This window comes from Geodermatophilus obscurus (assembly GCF_900115395.1).
GTDB classification, from domain to species: Bacteria; Actinomycetota; Actinomycetes; order Mycobacteriales; family Geodermatophilaceae; genus Geodermatophilus; species Geodermatophilus obscurus_B.
Genome location: NZ_FOWE01000012.1, coordinates 160,166 through 174,595, shown reverse-complemented (window position 1 = coordinate 174,595; position 14,430 = coordinate 160,166). Strand labels below are relative to the sequence as shown.

Below are 14,430 nucleotides of genomic sequence, written 5' to 3'. Positions count from 1 at the left end.
CATCGACGACGCCGCGGCTCGGCCGGTGGCCGGCCGATCGGCTACGACCGCACCGCCTACCGCCGCCGCAACGTCATCGAACGGACCTTCAACCAGCTCAAGGCCTGGCGCGGCATCGCCACCCGCTACGACAAACACGCCACCGTCTTCCACGGCGCGGTCGTCCTCGCCTCGATTCTGCTCTGGCTACGGGATTGAGAGACGCGCCCTAAGTCACTCGAGGCCGTCGGGCGCTGATGGTGGACGGCGTGGTCGTTGTCCTACGACGCCTCACCGCGGAGGTGTCTCGGATCGGGCCGGGCGGGGACCGCGGCGCAACTGCTGGTGAGTCGGTGGTGGGCCGGTTAACGGAGGTGTGGGAGCAGTGGCCCTCCGCTGCTTCCACGCGCGGTGCCGGCACGACGCCGAGCACCACATCGGGACCGGGCCCCGGGCAGCCGGGGTGATACACCTACCGAACCAGCCGCACGGCAGCGCGACCGCCTAACCCGCCTTCGCGCCGGCCGATTGATCCCCGGGATGCATCTGTCCTTCAGGTGCTGCGGTCGGCTGCTCTTGCCGGATGCGGCGCTGAGGCTCGCGGTTCAGCTGGCGCGTCCGGTAGCTGCCGCTGTCGCCTGTAGCCATGCCAGCAGCCACGGCACAGGTGCGGAACCCGTCACAACGACTGCCCGGGACGCCGAATGCAAGACGTGTGTCGCCTCATCGACGAAGCTGTCTCTAGCACCAGGACGGGCGACTTCGTCAGGTCCCTACAGCGCGCCGTCGGCAACGCGGTGAGCAGCCGATATGCCTTGGGGCTGCCAGATACGGCTCGGGATCAAGCTGCGGCTGGGTTGCGCCGGTGGCCACCCGGAGCGAGCACAGGACGTCTACGGCTTGGCGGTCCACGGGACGCGCCTTCGCAGGGCGTCCCGCCTAGAGCTCGACGCGGGGCCGCGGGTCGAGGGAGTTTTCCAGGACCTTACGAAGGTCGTGCAGCGGTAGGCCGTGCTCGGCGGCGAGGTCGTCGAGGGTGACGCCGTGGGCTTCGGCGACCTCCAGAGCTCGGGCGAGCAGGACGGGTTGTTCGGCGGGGCCGAGGTCGACGGGCTCGCGCTTGCGCCAGCCGCGGGCGCTCAGCGTCTTCATCGCCTGCGTGTAGGCGGCCGGGTCCATGCTGCCGAGGGTCTGCGCGCGCTTGAGAAGCGCCGCGATGCTGACGCCCCACTCGCGCTTGAGCCCGGCCAGCCGCTCCCAGTCGGCGCGTCGAGGAAGGTCGTCGCGAATTGATTCGGCGGGCATGAGGAAGGCGGCGGCGAACTTGTGGGCCTGCGTCTCGGCCTCCTTGCTCCCGGCGTCGTCGGGGTGGTGGAGAACGAGGTGCCCCAGCTCGTGGGCTGCGTCGAACCGGGAGCGGTCGCGGTGGCCCTTGTCCGCGCCGAGGACGACGACGGGGCGGTCGAGGTAGTCGACGGAGAATGCGTCCATCTGGTGCCCCTCGACGCGGAACCGGGCGGTGACGATGCCTTGGCGCTCCATCGCGCGCACTACGTCGGGGATGGGGCCGTTGGCGTCGAGGCCGAGGTGCGCGCGGGCGTCGGCTGCGACCCGGTCGATGCTGGCGTCGTCGCGCGCGGCCTTGTTCACAGGGACGTCCGGGGCCGGGAGCGCGACGTGCTGCTCGACGGCGTGGACCAGTTCGTGGACGAGCCCGACGAGGGCGGTCGCACGGCGTCGCTCGGCGGCGCTGGTCGACCGGAGGCTGCGGAAGAACGCGGCTGGCGCCTGCCCGGCGGCGTGGCCGTGCCTGCGGGCGAAGTAGCCCAGCGGCAGGTCCAGGGCGTACGACAACTTAAGCAGCGTCGCCGGCGTGGGGCGGCTGTGCCCGTTCTCGAACTGGCTGACGGCAGCCGCGGTGATCCCGGCCTCGCGAGCGAGGGCGGTCTGGCTGAGGCCACGGAGTTCGCGCCCGGCTTGGAGACGGGCGCGGTCAAGGGCGATGACGGTTCTGCGGGCCTCGTCGAGGCTCACTGCGGCTCCTTGGGTCTGCTACGGATCTGCTCGTCGTATCGGCGCCGATGCCCACGACCAGTACAGCGTCCTTGTCGCCCGGACGGGGGCAAGCGGGGGACGACCACGCACGGTGACAGCCCCGTTTCAGAGAGGCTGCACGTGGGCATCGTGTGAGCAAGGATGCGCTGTAGCGTCCTATAAGTATCCGAGTGGATCGAGGCGTCAGATGGGACTGTACGACTTCGAGGAGGGTGCCCTGCGTACCGTCCTCCGCTGCCTCGATGAGTCGGCCGCCCCGCGCATGGCCCCGGGGCGGCTCCTGGTCGCGGGCTGGGCCGCGTTGCCGGTCGTCGCCGTGGTCACCTCGAGGGCCGAGTCGGTCGTCCGGCACATGCAGAACTCATTGCAGATGCCGCGGCTGCAGCCCTCCGCCCTGAGGGTCTGACGGGATGCCCGTCGACCGGACGGCCTTCGCGCGGGGTGTCCTCGACGCCTATGAGCGCAAGGACATCCTGCTCGGCAGGGGGCTGCGCGCCTCCGCCGCGGCCGAGACCGCCGGGAGCATGTCCCGTCCGACAGGGCACCCGGCCTTCGCCGACCTCGGCCTCAACGAGCGCGATCACTGTGACGCCGCCGTGGCGTTCATCGACCTGCGGAGGTTCACGGCCCGCACGTTCTGGGACGAGCCCGACGACGTTGCCCGGCTCGCCCTGGCGGTGCTCACGCAGGTTGTCGAGGTCATCGGCGACCACGGCGGGCACATCCTCGGCCTCCGCGGCGACGGTGTCTTCGCCTGCTTCGGCGGGCCCGACAGCCAGGTCCCCGCCGTCGACGTGGCTGCCGCGGTCGCGGCCTGCGCGTTCTCGCTCGACGCGACCGAGAACGCCCTTAACAACCTGCTCAGGCTCAGCGGCATCGAGCCCGTGCAGCTGCGGGCCGGCGCCGACTACGGGCGTCTCGACTTCGTCCGCACGGGCACCGAGGACGCCAACGAGGTCAACGTCCTCGGCTTCGCGCCGAACTTCGCCTCGAAGTGCGAGAAGACCGCACTGAGCTGGGAAGTCGTTGTCGGCCAGGGTCTCGCAGACCTGGTCGGCAACAAGGACCTGCTTGTCCAGCACGCCAGCAGCCCCAAGCGTTACGAGCGGGCCGGCCAGGTCAAGACCTACTCCTTCTACGACTTCCGGTGGCGGAACCTCCTGCCGCACCTCCAGGGCCTTCGCGCGGACCTCGCCGGCGCCCCGTCCAGCCGCGTCCGCGTCCTCTGAGAGCGAGAGCCCCATGACACTGCCCAGCCTCCTGCGCTACATCGGCCTCGACATCCCTCGGGGCGTCAGCGTCGACGGGCGCGTCCTCACGGGCCGCGCCGCCACTGCCGCGGTCACTGCCGGTACGGCCACTGCCGTCGCCCCACACGCGTTCCATGGCGGCGAGGACCCGCCGTCGATCAGCGTGCGCTCCGCGTGGTGGGACGACTCCGCTGGCCGAGACGCTGACATCGCCGCCGTCCACCGCGCGTTCCCCGGCTTCCGCCTCGACCAGCGCGACGGTGGATACACCTGGACCGGCACCATCGACACCGGTCGCGGCCGATTCGACACCATGATCGTCGCGGACCCCGCAGGCAGGCTCCCAGCCGTCGTGCCCGTCACCCCGCGCGCGCTCGGACGCAAGGAGGGTCGCCGCGGGTTTCGCCCGGCCGAACACCTATACGTCAGTGGCAACCTCTGCGTCGCGGACACCGACGACTGGCGCCCGGGCGAGCACACCAGCGCCACGGCGATCGTGTGGGCGGCCCACTGGTACGCCGCCTACACGGATTGGCGCCTTGGCGGCCCGTGGCCCACCGACGGATACCGGCCCAATGCTGCGGCGTAGCCCCGCGCCCAAGCCCGAGCCGCCGAAGGGTAATGAAGACGCCTACCTCGCGATCAGCACCATCGGGCCGTTAGCCAACAACGCCGACACCAAGATCGGCTTCGTCGCCACAGCCCTGACCGTCCTTACGACCGGCGTCGTCCGCCAGCGCCCCCGCGTCGACGCACTTATCGACGGCGGCGTAGGCCTGCGAGACGTCGTAGCGCTCGGCTGCCTCGCCATCAGCGCGGCCATGATCGTGCTCGCAGGCTACTGGTTGTTCCGCGCCCTCTCCCCGCGGCTGACCAACCCCAAGCCGAGCCGCTTCGCGTTCCCGCATCTCGCAGGCGCCGATCTCGAGACGCTCGCGCAGCCGGATCCAATCGCCGGGAGAGCCGAGGCGTGGGTACAGGCCCAGACCCTGTCCCGGATAGTCCTCGACAAGTTCACCTACTTCAGGAAGGCACTTGGGGCCGGGCTCGGCGCGGGCGCCGCCTTCGTCGGCTGGCTGCTCGTTGTCCCCCTCTGACCGCGGACCCCTTTGCCGTCCTGACGCGAGCGTCCGCTCGTACCGCTGAGGAAGGACATCGATCGCCGGAGCATCTCGAGTGGGAACGGCGGGTATCTCGCGACGGTCTCAGGGACAGGTGTAAGGGCCTGGCCAGTCCGCAAAGAGTCCGCAGAACGGTCGGAAGGGCACAGAACGCCCAGCACCAGTCAACAGCATCTCTGCAGCTCAAGGTCCGCTTTCGGTGACAGCCCACCGGGCCAAACCACCCTGCGATCGCCTTTGCAAGGCGGGGGTTAGGGGTTCGATTCCCCTCGTCTCCACGTCCCGGTCGACCGCCGCGGACGGCCGGCGCCCGGAGTCCCGGGGCGCCGGCCGTCGCGCCGCGGGTGCCGCGCGGGTCAGGCCTCGGGGCCGGAGAACGTGGGCATCTCCTCCTCGCCGTCCCAGGTGACGCGGAACTCGAACGCCTCCTCCAGCGCCGCCCGGTACTGCTCGGCCTCCGCCTCGGTGATCGCGCCGGAGGCGAGCACGGTGTCGATCGCCGGGCTCCAGGACTCGACCATGGCGTCGACGAGCTCCTGCGGGTCGATGCCGAGGTCCTCGGCGACGGCGGCGAGGTTCTGCCCGGCGTCCATGCGGACGTGCAGCTCGTCGTGGCTGATGCCCAGCACCTCGTCCAGGACGTCCTGCACCGGCTGGTGGCCGCGGTGCAGGTCCAGGCCGCCGTCGCCGTAGGCCTCCTGGACCAGCTCGACCAGCTGCTCCTCGGTGGTGACGGAGGAAACGTCGACGCCTCCCGGGCCGCCCTGCCCGCCCCGCCCGCCGGAGGGACCGGTGTCGGCGACGGAGCTGTCGCTCGTGCTGCTCGTGCTGCTGGTCGTGGTGGAGGCCGCCTCGGCGGTCGTGCCGCAGGCCGCCGCGACGGGGACGACGGCGGCGAGGAGGACGGTGGCGAGGGTTCTGCGGAGCTGCATCGTGGGCTCGTCTCGTGGCTCGGGGTGAGTCGGTCGGGCACCACGGTGGGCGGGCGGTCTCCGCCGGCGCTGGGTAGCGCCTGTACGTACTCTGTGAGACAGGTATCTCACCGTCGGTAACGTCCTCCCAGTCGGCGTCCAGCGGACCCCCAGGAACGGTCGGCACGGTCGGCGGCCATGGCCTCCCTCCTCCGCCGCCGCACGCTCGCCACCGGCTCCGCCCTGGCCGGCGGCCTCGTCCTCCTGACCCCCTCGGCCGCGGACGCGCACGGCCTCGGGAGCAGCACGCTGTCGGTGCGGGTCGGCGAGGACGGGGTGGACGCCACCGTGAGCGTCGCCCTGGAGACCGTCGAGGAGGCGCTGGGCACCGCCGACCCCGACGCGGTGGCGGCCTACCTCGACGAGCACCTCACCGTCACCGGCCCGGACGGGACGACATGGGCCGAGACGTGGTCCGACCCGGTGGTCGAGTCGGTCGAGGGCATCACCTCCCTCAGCGCCGACGTCGCCCTCGACACCGGCGGCGCGGACCCGTCGGCCTTCACGCTCACCTACGACGGCGTCATCGAGGCCGACCCGACGCACGAGGTGGTCGTCGTCCTCACCGACGCCGCCGGGGACGTCTCCACCGCCGGCGTCCTCACCGCCGCCGACGACGGCCTTCAGGTCGGCGGGGCGACCGGGACCGGCGTCCTCGACATGGTCGGCCACGGCCTCACCCACGTGCTGCAGGGCGCCGACCACCTGCTGTTCCTCGTCACGCTGCTGCTGGTCGCGCCGCTGGCCGTCGTCGCCGGCCGGTGGCGACGGCGGGACGACGGCGCGGTCGCCACGCTGCGCCGGGTGCTCGGCGTCGTCACGGCGTTCACCGTCGGGCACTCGCTGACGCTGCTGGCCGCGGCGCTGGGCCGGGTCTCCCTGCCGAGCGCGCCGGTGGAGGTGCTCATCGCCGTGTCGGTGGGCGTCGCGGCGGTGCACGCGCTGCGGCCGCTGGCGCGCCGCGGGGAGCTCGCGATCGCCGGCGGGTTCGGCCTGGTGCACGGCCTCGCCTTCGCCGGCATCCTCACCGACCTCGGCGTCGACGGGTCGGCGTCGCTGGTGTCGCTGCTCGCGTTCAACGTCGGCGTCGAGCTGGCCCAGCTGCTCACCGTGGCGCTGCTGTTCCCCTCGCTGTACCTGGCCTCCGGGACCCGCTGGTACCCGGCGGTGCGCGTCACCGGCGCCGTCATGGCCCTGGCCGCCGCCCTGGGGTGGGGCCTGGACCGCCTCGGCCTGCTCGCCGACCCGCTGGCCGGGGTGGAGGCAGCGGCCGTCGCCTCCCGGTGGTGGGTCGTGGCCGGTCTGGCGGCCGTCGCGGGAGCCTGCCGGCTGGCCGATCGCAGCAACCCGGCGACGACGAGGAAGCGCGAGCCGGGCCCCGCGCTCGGGGGTTGAGGACATCTCCTCCCGAGGCGGACCCGTCTCTCTTGACCCGGGCGGGTCCCGGACACGAGAGTCCCGGGCGCCTGCTCAGCGACAGGCGATCGCCGGGTGACCGGGAGATGGTCACCCCGACCGGCGCGCGGTGTCGTCGTCGGACCTCGCAGCCCGCGCCCGCCCGGCTCGTCCTCCGCACGGGCCCCGCAGCACCCGTGACACACGACCAGGGGGATGGCATGGCCATCGACCAGGATCGACTCGACGCCCTGCTCGGCCGCTTCGTCACCGATGTCGGTGCCGGCTTCCACGCCGTCAACGCAGTCATCGGGGACCGGCTGGGCCTGTACCAGGCGCTCGCCGCCACCATGCCCGCCACAGCGGCGGAGGTCGCTCGGCACGCCGGCGCCGACGAGCGCCACGTCCGCGAGTGGTTGTCCGGACAGGCCGCAGGGGGATACGTCACCTACGACCCGGAGACCGAACGCTTCTCACTCACCGAGGAGCAGGCCTTCCTCCTCGCCGCGCCCGAGGGACTGCAGGCCGCCGCCGCGTTCCACCTGCCGGTGGCGTTGGCGATGAACGCGGGACCGATCACGGAGGCGATCCGCACGGGGGAGGGCTTCGCGTGGCACCGGCACGACCCGACCCTGTTCGAGGGGACCGAGCGCTTCTTCCGCCCGGGCTACGCCATGAACATCGCCTCGTCGTGGATCCCCGCCCTGGAGGGCGTGGAGGAGCGGCTGGCCGGCGGGGGCCGGATCGCCGACGTCGGCTGCGGGCACGGCTCCTCCAGCCTCCTGATGGCCCAGTCCTACCGGGCCGCGCAGGTCGTCGGCTTCGACTACCACCGGGCGTCGATCGAGCAGGCGGGCAAGCGGGCCGGCGACGCCGGGCTGACGGACCGGGTCTCGTTCGAGGTGGCCTCCGCGGCGGACTTCCCCGGCCGCGACTACGACCTGGTGACCGTCTTCGACGCCCTGCACGACATGCCCGACCCGCTGGGCGCCGCGCGGCACATCCGGGACGTGCTCGCCCCGGACGGCACCTTTATGCTCGTCGAGCCCTACGCCGGTGACCGGCTCGAGGACAACCTCGGTCCGGTGGGCCGGCTGTACTACACGGCCTCCACGGCCATCTGCGTCGCCCACTCCATGACGGAGGAACCGCGCACCGCTCTCGGCGCCCAGGCAGGGGAGGCCCGCCTCACCGACCTGCTGCACGAGGCCGGCTTCAGCCGCGTCCGCCGGGCTGCGGAGACACCGTTCAACCTGGTCCTCGAGGTGCGGCCCTGACCCGCCGTCCTCCCTGCACCGGACGGTCCGGAGCCCCTCGGCCCCGGACCGGTCCAGGCGGGGGTGGGAGAGTGGGGGCGTGACCGAATCGACCTCGCCCGCCCGCCGCGCGGTGCTGCACACCAACCACGGCGACATCACCGTGGACCTGTTCCCCGACCACGCGCCCAAGACGGTCGCCAACTTCGCCGACCTGGCCGAGGGCCGCCGCGAGTGGACGCACCCGGCCACCCGCGCGAAGACGACCGACCCGCTGTACGACGGGACGATCTTCCACCGGATCATCAGCGGCTTCATGATCCAGGGCGGCGACCCGCTGGGTCAGGGCTTCGGCGGCCCCGGCTACCAGTTCGGCGACGAGTTCCACCCCGAGCTGCAGTTCGACCGGCCCTACCTGCTCGCGATGGCCAACGCCGGCCCCGGCACCAACGGCTCGCAGTTCTTCATCACCGTCGGCCCGACGCCGCACCTCAACCGCAAGCACACGATCTTCGGCGAGGTGGCCGACCAGGCCGGCCGCGAGGTCGTCGACCGGATCGCCGCGGTGCGCACCGGTCGCGGCGACAAGCCGGTCGAGGACGTCGTGATCGAGTCGGTCGAGGTGCAGCGCAGCTGACCAGCTCCCCACCCGACGGGGGTGCCGGCGGCGCCGTGCCGTCGGCGCCCCCGCCGACCACCTGCTACCGGCACCCCGACCGGCCCACCGGCGTCCGCTGCACGCGCTGCGACCGGCCGATCTGCCCGGAGTGCATGACGCCGGCCTCGGTGGGCTTCCAGTGCCCCGACGACGTCCGCGCGGGCAACGCGGCGGTGCGCCGGCCGCGCCGCGCCTCGCAGTGGGGTGCCGCGCGCCGGCGGTTCGGGCCGGTCACCACCACGCTGGTGGCGGTCAACGTGCTCGTCTTCGTCGTCACCGCGGTCTCGGCGGTGTCGGTGGGCGAGAACCCGCTGGACAACTACCGGTCGCCGGTGTTCGTCCGGTTCTCGCAGGTCCCGGTCCTCGTCAGCCTGGCCGACGAGCAGTGGCGGCTGATCACCGGCGCGTTCCTGCACATCGGGCTCACGCACCTGCTGCTCAACATGCTCAGCCTGCTGCTGTTCGGCCCCGAGATCGAGTCGCGGCTGGGCTGGTGGCGCTACCTCGCCGTCTACCTGCTCTCGGCCCTGGGCGGCTCGGTGGCCATCCAGCTCCTCGGTGAGCCCGGCCGGCCCGTCGCCGGGGCCTCCGCGGCCATCTACGGGCTGCTGGGCGCCCTCGGCGTGCTCATGCTGGTCGCCCGGCAGGACCTGCGCGGCCTGCTCGCCCTGCTGGCCATCAACGTGGTCATCAGCTTCCTGCCCGGCGTCTCGCTGCTGGGCCACCTCGGCGGCCTGGTGGCCGGGGTCCTCGCCACCGGTGTCGTCGTGCTGGCCCGGCGCCGCACCGGGCTGCAGGCCGCGGGCCTGGCCGTGCTCGGGGTGGTGCTCCTCACGCTGGCCCTCGCCGTCCCCGTGCCCCTGACCGTCCTCGGCTCCTAGTCGTCATCCCGGGCGCAGCGCCTCCAGCGCCTGTGCGACGGCGGCCGGGTCGGTCCCCAGGTCGCGGCGGCCGAGCAGCACCAGCGTGCCGTCGTCGTCGGGGCCGGCGGCGGTGTCGAGCTCCAGCAGCCGCGAGCGCACCCCGAGGCGGCTGGTGGTCCGCAGCCGCACCCGCAGGCCGGACCAGGGCAGGCGGGTGCGCCCGGTCAGCGTCCGGACGACGACGCCGCCGGGATCGGCCGCCAGCCGCGGCCGCAGGACGACGTCGCGCAGCGCCAGCCCGAGCAGCAGCCCGCCGGCGGCTCCGACGAGCACGGCGCCGGCGGCGTCGAGGGTCAGCGCGGCCAGTGCCAGGAGCACGCCGCCCGTGCCCAGGACCGTCGTCTCCGCCGTCCGCGCCGACCACTGCACGTCCCCACCCTGCCCGATCGGTGCACACGTCGCCGGGGACCTCCGTCCACAGGCTCGAGGCCCTGGGGACAACCGTCGGCGGCGGGCATCCGCCCTGCTCGGCCCGCGTGTCGAGCGTCTGTGCGCAAGCCTCTGCTTGCTGTGGGTGACGGCCGGGGGAGGGGTGCCATGTCGACACGTCCACAGGTGGGTACACAGCTGGGGACAAAGCACAGCTCTGTAGTTACGCGGCCGTCCTGCGTGTCCCACGCGCCTCACTGCTGACGTCCCCGCAGGTCAGCGCGGTGCACTCGAACACCCGTTCTCCACATGTCGTGGACAACCCTGGGGGCGGGACGTCATGTCGACCTGTGGACCCCCCGCGGGCCTGTGCACAGCGGTGGACACCCCGGCACGGGCACTGCCGGCCCCCTGGTGTAAGGACCCGGAACGCACGAGACCCCCGTCCCGGGAGGGGACGGGGGTCTCGTGGCGGACGGAGCGGTCCGGCGTCAGCGCCAGCGCATCGACATGACCAGGCCGACCACCATGAGGCCGAAGCCGATGGCGAAGTTCCACGCGTTGAGCGAGACCATGAACGGGATGCGGTCGCCGGCCACGTAGTAGACGACGATCCACAGCAGGCCCAGCAGCATGAGCGTGACCATGAGCGGGGCGTACCAGCGGGGGCTGGGCTGCGCGGCGCGGGCGGCGGCCGCCGTGCGGGACTGCAGCACACCCTCGGGCGGCGTGTAGACCGACTTCTTGCGGACCTTCGACTTGGGCACCGGAACCGACTCCTGCTGACTCTCCTCGGGTGCCGGTCCGTCGCGACCGGCACGATCGCTGCCCAGCCTAAGCTCCGGGGGGACGGCCGCGGCCCCGCCGACCGTCGCGTCCCCCCTCGCGTCCCTCCAGGAGCTCCCGTGACGGCCCCCGAGCCCCCCGCTCCGGCCCCGGGCACGTCCCCCGGCCGGCGGACGGCGTGGGGCGCGCTGGTGCCGGTGGTGGCGCTCGCCGCGGGGCTGCTGTTCGCCACCTCCGGCCAGACCGCGCAGGGGTCGGACCTGCGCGCCGGTGACGTCACCGAGCTGTCGGGGCTCATCGCCGAGCGCACCGAGGTGAACGCGGCCCTGGAGGCGCAGCTGGAGGACCTCCAGGAGCAGGCGCAGGCGCTCACCGACCAGGCCGCCACCCGCGACGGCGCCGTCGCCGCCGCGCAGACCGCGGGGCAGCGCGGTGAGGTGTCCGCGGGCCTGGTCGGGCTGCGCGGCCGCGGCGTGGAGATCACCCTGGACGACGCCCCACGCCGGCCCGACGGCAGCCTCCCGGTGGGGGCGCGGCCGGACGACGTCGTCATCCACCAGTCCGACGTGCAGGCCGTGGTGAACGCCGTGTGGGCCGCCGGTGCCGACGGCGTCGCCATCATGGACCAGCGGCTGATCGCCACCAGCGCGGTCCGCTGCGTGGGCAACGTGCTGCTGCTGCAGGGCCGCACGTACTCGCCGCCGTTCGTCGTCACCGCCATCGGCGACCCGGCCGCGATCCGGGCCCAGCTCGCCGCGTCACCGCAGGTGGCGGTCTTCGAGCAGGCGGTCGAGGACTTCGGCCTCGGCTTCGCGGTGCGCGAGCGGCCCGACGTCGTCGTCCCGGCCTACGGCCGCCCGCTGGACATGGCCTACGCCACAGCCGCTGACGGCTGACCCCGCGCGCGTGTAGACAGGGGGCGTGAGCCGCCCGGTCCTCGTCGTCGACAACTTCGACAGCTTCGTCTACAACCTGGTCCAGTACCTCGGCCAGCTCGGCGTCACCTGCGTGGTGCGCCGCAACGACGCCGTCACCGTCGACGAGCTCGCCGACCTCGACGTCGCCGGGGTGCTGCTGTCCCCCGGCCCCGGCACGCCCGCCGACGCCGGCGTGACCGTGCCGATGGTGCGGGCGGCCGCCGACGCCGGGACCCCGGTGCTCGGCGTCTGCCTCGGTCACCAGGCCATCGCCGAGGCCTTCGGCGCCGAGGTGGTCCGCGCACCCGAACTGCTGCACGGCAAGACCAGCGAGGTCGTGCACGACGGCGCCGGCGTGCTGGCCGGCCTGCCCTCGCCGTTCACCGCCACCCGGTACCACTCGCTGGCCGTCGACCGTGACACCGTGCCCGCCGAGCTCGAGGTCACCGGCACCACGCCGTCGGGCATCGTCATGGCGCTGCGGCACCGCGAGCTGCCGGTCGAGGGCGTGCAGTTCCACCCCGAGTCGGTGCTCACCGAGGGCGGGCACCGGATGCTCGCCACCTGGCTGGCCACCTGCGGCCTGGCGCCCGACCCCGACGTCGTCGAGACGGCCTCGGCCGGCGCCCGCCGGCTCACCGCCGCCGTCTGACGCAGCGAGGGCCCCTCCCGGTCCGGGAGGGGCCCTCGCTGCTGTGTGCGGGGGACTACTGCGGGGTGTCGGGGTCGTCGTCGACGCCTCCGGCGCCGTTCCCCTCGCCCTCCTCGTCCTCGCCGCCGGTCCCGGCGTCGTTGCCGTTCCCACCGCCCGGGGCCTCGCGCAGGACGATCAGCGTTATCTCCCCGTCGGCGGGCACGGTCTGACCCGGAGTGGGCTGGCTGCCGGCCACGGTGCCCGGCGTCTCGCCCTCCTCGGCCGGCAGGTCCTGGACGGTGATCGTCCCGGTGAACCCGGCGGCCGCGAGGGTCTGCCGCGCGACCGCCTCGGTCTGCCCGACGATCGACGTCGGCACGGTGATCTCGGCGACCCCGCCCGACACCTGCAGCGTGATCTCCGTGTCGGCGGTGGCCTGCTGGCCGGCGGCCGGGTCGCTCGCGACCACCGTGCCGGCCGGCTCCTCGGAGTCGACCTCCTCGGTCGTGACGTTGGTGAACCCGGCGTCGCGCAGCGCCTGTACCGCCGCGGCCTGCTCCTGGCCGGTCACGCCGGGGATCGGGGCGTCCCCGTCGGAGACCGCCAGCGTCACCGTGGTGCTCGGCGCGACCGCGGTGCCCTCCTCCGGGTCGACCGCGGTGACGGTGCCCTCCTCGGCGAGGTCGTCGACCTGGTCGGTGTTCACGCTGCCGGTGAAGCCGGCGTTCTCCAGCGCCGTGCGGGCCCGGTCCTCGTCGAGGTCGACGACCTGCGGCACGGTGACGGTGTCGGGGGCGACCCCGACGGTCAGCGCGACCTCGCTGCCCTCCGCCACCTGGGCCCCGCTGTCGGGGTCGGTGTCGAGCACACGGCCGACCTGGGCGTCGTCGGCGACCTGCTGCTGGGTGACCTCGGCGGCGACGGCGAGGCCGGCGCCCTCGATGGCCGTGCGGGCCTCGGCCTCGGTCGCGCCCACCAGTCCGGGGGGCACCGTCACCTGCGCGGCGGTCTCGGGCGGGGGTTCCTCGTCGCCGGAGCCGACCAGCAGTGCGATCCCGACGACGGCGCCGATGAGGACCAGCGCCCCGACGACGGCCGCGATCACGCGGTTGCGCTTGCGGCGGCGGTCGGCCTCGTCGTCCCAGGCGTCGTCGGAGCCGTAGCCCGACGGCGTCGCGCCGAGGATGGTGGTCTTCTCGTCGTCGCCCATGACCGGCGTGGCCTCGACCCGCTGCCCGGCCAGGGCCCGGAGCAGGTCGTTGCGCATCTCGGCGGCCGACTGGTACCGGTTGGCCGGGTTCTTGCTCAGCGCCTTGAGGACGATGGCGTCCAGGTCCGGTGGCACGGCCGGGTTGATCGACGACGGCAGCCGCGGGTCCTCGCGCACGTGCTGGTAGGCCACCGACACCGGGGAGTCGCCGGTGAACGGCGGCGCCCCGGTGACCAGCTCGAAGAGCAGGCAGCCGACGGAGTAGACGTCGGAGCGGGCGTCGACGGACTCGCCGCGCGCCTGCTCGGGGGAGAGGTACTGGGCGGTGCCGATGACGGCGGCCGTCGACGTCATCGTGGCGGCGGAGTCCGACACCGCGCGGGCGATGCCGAAGTCCATGACCTTGACCGAGCCGTCGGGCGTGATCATCACGTTCCCGGGCTTCACGTCGCGGTGCACGATGCCGTTGCGGTGGCTGAAGTCCAGCGCGGCGCAGATGTCGGCGGTCAGGCTCATCGCGCGGTCGGGCGGCAGGACGCCCTCGCGGCGCAGCACGTCGCGCAGGGTGTCGCCCTCGACGTACTCCATGACGATGTAGGGCGTCGCACCGCTGGTGGTGCGGTCCTCGCCGGTGTCGTAGACGGCCACGATCGCCGGGTGGTTGAGCGAGGCGGCCGCCTGGGCCTCCCGGCGGAACCGCACCTGGAAGGACGGGTCGCGGGCGAGGTCGCTGCGCAGCACCTTGACGGCGACCTCGCGTCCCAGGCGCAGGTCGCGTCCGCGGTGGACCTCCGCCATGCCGCCGCGGCCGAGCACCCCGCCGATCTCGTAGCGCTCACCGAGCACCTGGGGGGTGGTCATCGGAGGTCCTCTCGGGCGGTGCGGTGGTGCGGCGCGGGCGGGCCC

The 14,430-nt window shown here is 73.4% G+C and carries 16 protein-coding genes; 11 read left to right on the top strand and 5 right to left on the bottom strand.

All coding sequences use genetic code 11. The features are described 5' to 3' along the window. On the top strand, nucleotides 1–198 hold a 198-nt coding region (locus BM165_RS22085; protein WP_143108274.1), incomplete at its 5' end, for a transposase. A gap of 720 nt (nucleotides 199–918) precedes the next feature. On the opposite strand, the gene BM165_RS22080 is transcribed toward BM165_RS22085, so the two are convergent. Then, entirely contained in the window at nucleotides 919–2,013 is a 1,095-nt protein-coding gene (locus BM165_RS22080) for an XRE family transcriptional regulator (RefSeq protein WP_075015687.1), read from the bottom strand. Between the two features lie 208 nt (nucleotides 2,014–2,221). Here BM165_RS22080 and BM165_RS22075 point away from each other — a divergent pair, with 208 nt between their 5' ends. Genes BM165_RS22075 through BM165_RS22060 form a run of 4 tightly spaced genes read left to right on the top strand, consistent with a single transcriptional unit; the run spans nucleotide 2,222 to nucleotide 4,381 of the window. Beyond that, complete coding sequence (locus BM165_RS22075) at nucleotides 2,222–2,440, top strand: hypothetical protein (protein WP_075015686.1); 219 nt, start codon at nucleotides 2,222–2,224, stop codon at nucleotides 2,438–2,440. A gap of 4 nt (nucleotides 2,441–2,444) precedes the next feature. Continuing rightward, nucleotides 2,445–3,263, top strand: coding sequence for an adenylate/guanylate cyclase domain-containing protein (locus tag BM165_RS22070; protein WP_075015685.1), 819 nt, complete (start codon nucleotides 2,445–2,447; stop codon nucleotides 3,261–3,263). A gap of 13 nt (nucleotides 3,264–3,276) precedes the next feature. Beyond that, the gene (locus BM165_RS22065; protein ID WP_075015684.1) at nucleotides 3,277–3,873 is read left to right on the top strand and encodes a type II CBASS E2 protein; all 597 of its coding nucleotides are present in this window, start codon (nucleotides 3,277–3,279) and stop codon (nucleotides 3,871–3,873) included. Further along, nucleotides 3,860–4,381 carry a Pycsar system effector family protein gene (locus BM165_RS22060; RefSeq protein WP_075015683.1) on the top strand — a complete coding sequence of 174 codons (522 nt, stop codon included), beginning with the start codon at nucleotides 3,860–3,862 and terminating at the stop codon, nucleotides 4,379–4,381. The genes BM165_RS22065 and BM165_RS22060 overlap by 14 nt, the downstream gene beginning before the upstream one ends. 380 nt (nucleotides 4,382–4,761) lie before the next feature. Here BM165_RS22060 and BM165_RS22055 read toward each other — a convergent pair whose 3' ends face one another. Beyond that, nucleotides 4,762–5,337, bottom strand: coding sequence for a hypothetical protein (locus tag BM165_RS22055; protein WP_075015682.1), 576 nt, complete (start codon nucleotides 5,335–5,337; stop codon nucleotides 4,762–4,764). A 177-nt stretch (nucleotides 5,338–5,514) separates the two neighbouring features. Here BM165_RS22055 and BM165_RS22050 point away from each other — a divergent pair, with 177 nt between their 5' ends. The 4 genes from BM165_RS22050 to BM165_RS22035 all read left to right on the top strand — a co-directional run bounded on the left by BM165_RS22050 (nucleotide 5,515) and on the right by BM165_RS22035 (nucleotide 9,566). After that, nucleotides 5,515–6,771, top strand: a complete 1,257-nt coding sequence (locus BM165_RS22050) for a HupE/UreJ family protein (protein ID WP_075015681.1) — start codon at nucleotides 5,515–5,517, stop codon at nucleotides 6,769–6,771. Between the two features lie 221 nt (nucleotides 6,772–6,992). After that, entirely contained in the window at nucleotides 6,993–8,048 is a 1,056-nt protein-coding gene (locus tag BM165_RS22045) for a class I SAM-dependent methyltransferase (protein WP_083427602.1), read from the top strand. Nucleotides 8,049–8,127: 79 nt separating this feature from the next. Beyond that, nucleotides 8,128–8,664 (top strand): peptidylprolyl isomerase, encoded by a 537-nt coding sequence (locus BM165_RS22040; protein WP_075015680.1) that lies wholly within the window; start codon nucleotides 8,128–8,130, stop codon nucleotides 8,662–8,664. A gap of 35 nt (nucleotides 8,665–8,699) precedes the next feature. After that, on the top strand, nucleotides 8,700–9,566 hold the full coding sequence (locus tag BM165_RS22035) for a rhomboid family intramembrane serine protease (protein ID WP_143108273.1): 867 nt from the start codon (nucleotides 8,700–8,702) through the stop codon (nucleotides 9,564–9,566). Nucleotides 9,567–9,569: 3 nt separating this feature from the next. Here the strand turns inward: BM165_RS22035 and BM165_RS22030 are convergent, their stop codons facing one another. Together BM165_RS22030 and crgA are read right to left on the bottom strand one after the other, a co-directional pair. Further along, entirely contained in the window at nucleotides 9,570–9,977 is a 408-nt protein-coding gene (locus BM165_RS22030; protein WP_075015679.1) for a PH domain-containing protein, read from the bottom strand. Nucleotides 9,978–10,468: 491 nt separating this feature from the next. Next, complete coding sequence (gene crgA / locus BM165_RS22025) at nucleotides 10,469–10,744, bottom strand: cell division protein CrgA (RefSeq protein ID WP_075015678.1); 276 nt, start codon at nucleotides 10,742–10,744, stop codon at nucleotides 10,469–10,471. 138 nt (nucleotides 10,745–10,882) lie between these two features. On the opposite strand from crgA, the gene BM165_RS22020 reads away from it, so the two are divergent. Continuing rightward, a complete protein-coding gene (locus tag BM165_RS22020) occupies nucleotides 10,883–11,659 on the top strand; it encodes a DUF881 domain-containing protein (protein ID WP_083427601.1) in 777 nt (258 codons plus the stop codon). Between the two features lie 25 nt (nucleotides 11,660–11,684). Then, nucleotides 11,685–12,332: an aminodeoxychorismate/anthranilate synthase component II gene (locus BM165_RS22015; RefSeq protein ID WP_075015677.1), complete on the top strand. Its 648-nt coding sequence runs from the start codon at nucleotides 11,685–11,687 to the stop codon at nucleotides 12,330–12,332. A 55-nt stretch (nucleotides 12,333–12,387) separates the two neighbouring features. On the opposite strand, the gene pknB is transcribed toward BM165_RS22015, so the two are convergent. Further along, nucleotides 12,388–14,385 (bottom strand): Stk1 family PASTA domain-containing Ser/Thr kinase, encoded by a 1,998-nt coding sequence (pknB, locus tag BM165_RS22010; RefSeq protein WP_075015676.1) that lies wholly within the window; start codon nucleotides 14,383–14,385, stop codon nucleotides 12,388–12,390. Between the last annotated feature and the right edge of the window lie 45 nt (nucleotides 14,386–14,430).

Coding starts and splice junctions, on each gene's coding strand:
- BM165_RS22070 (WP_075015685.1), top strand. CDS start 2,445: ATGCCCGTCGACCGGACGGCCTTCGCGCGGGGTGTCCTCGACGCCTAT.
- BM165_RS22065 (WP_075015684.1), top strand. CDS start 3,277: ATGACACTGCCCAGCCTCCTGCGCTACATCGGCCTCGACATCCCTCGG.
- pknB (WP_075015676.1), bottom strand. CDS start 14,385: ATGACCACCCCCCAGGTGCTCGGTGAGCGCTACGAGATCGGCGGGGTG.
- BM165_RS22045 (WP_083427602.1), top strand. CDS start 6,993: ATGGCCATCGACCAGGATCGACTCGACGCCCTGCTCGGCCGCTTCGTC.
- BM165_RS22060 (WP_075015683.1), top strand. CDS start 3,860: ATGCTGCGGCGTAGCCCCGCGCCCAAGCCCGAGCCGCCGAAGGGTAAT.
- BM165_RS22050 (WP_075015681.1), top strand. CDS start 5,515: ATGGCCTCCCTCCTCCGCCGCCGCACGCTCGCCACCGGCTCCGCCCTG.
- BM165_RS22075 (WP_075015686.1), top strand. CDS start 2,222: ATGGGACTGTACGACTTCGAGGAGGGTGCCCTGCGTACCGTCCTCCGC.
- BM165_RS22055 (WP_075015682.1), bottom strand. CDS start 5,337: ATGCAGCTCCGCAGAACCCTCGCCACCGTCCTCCTCGCCGCCGTCGTC.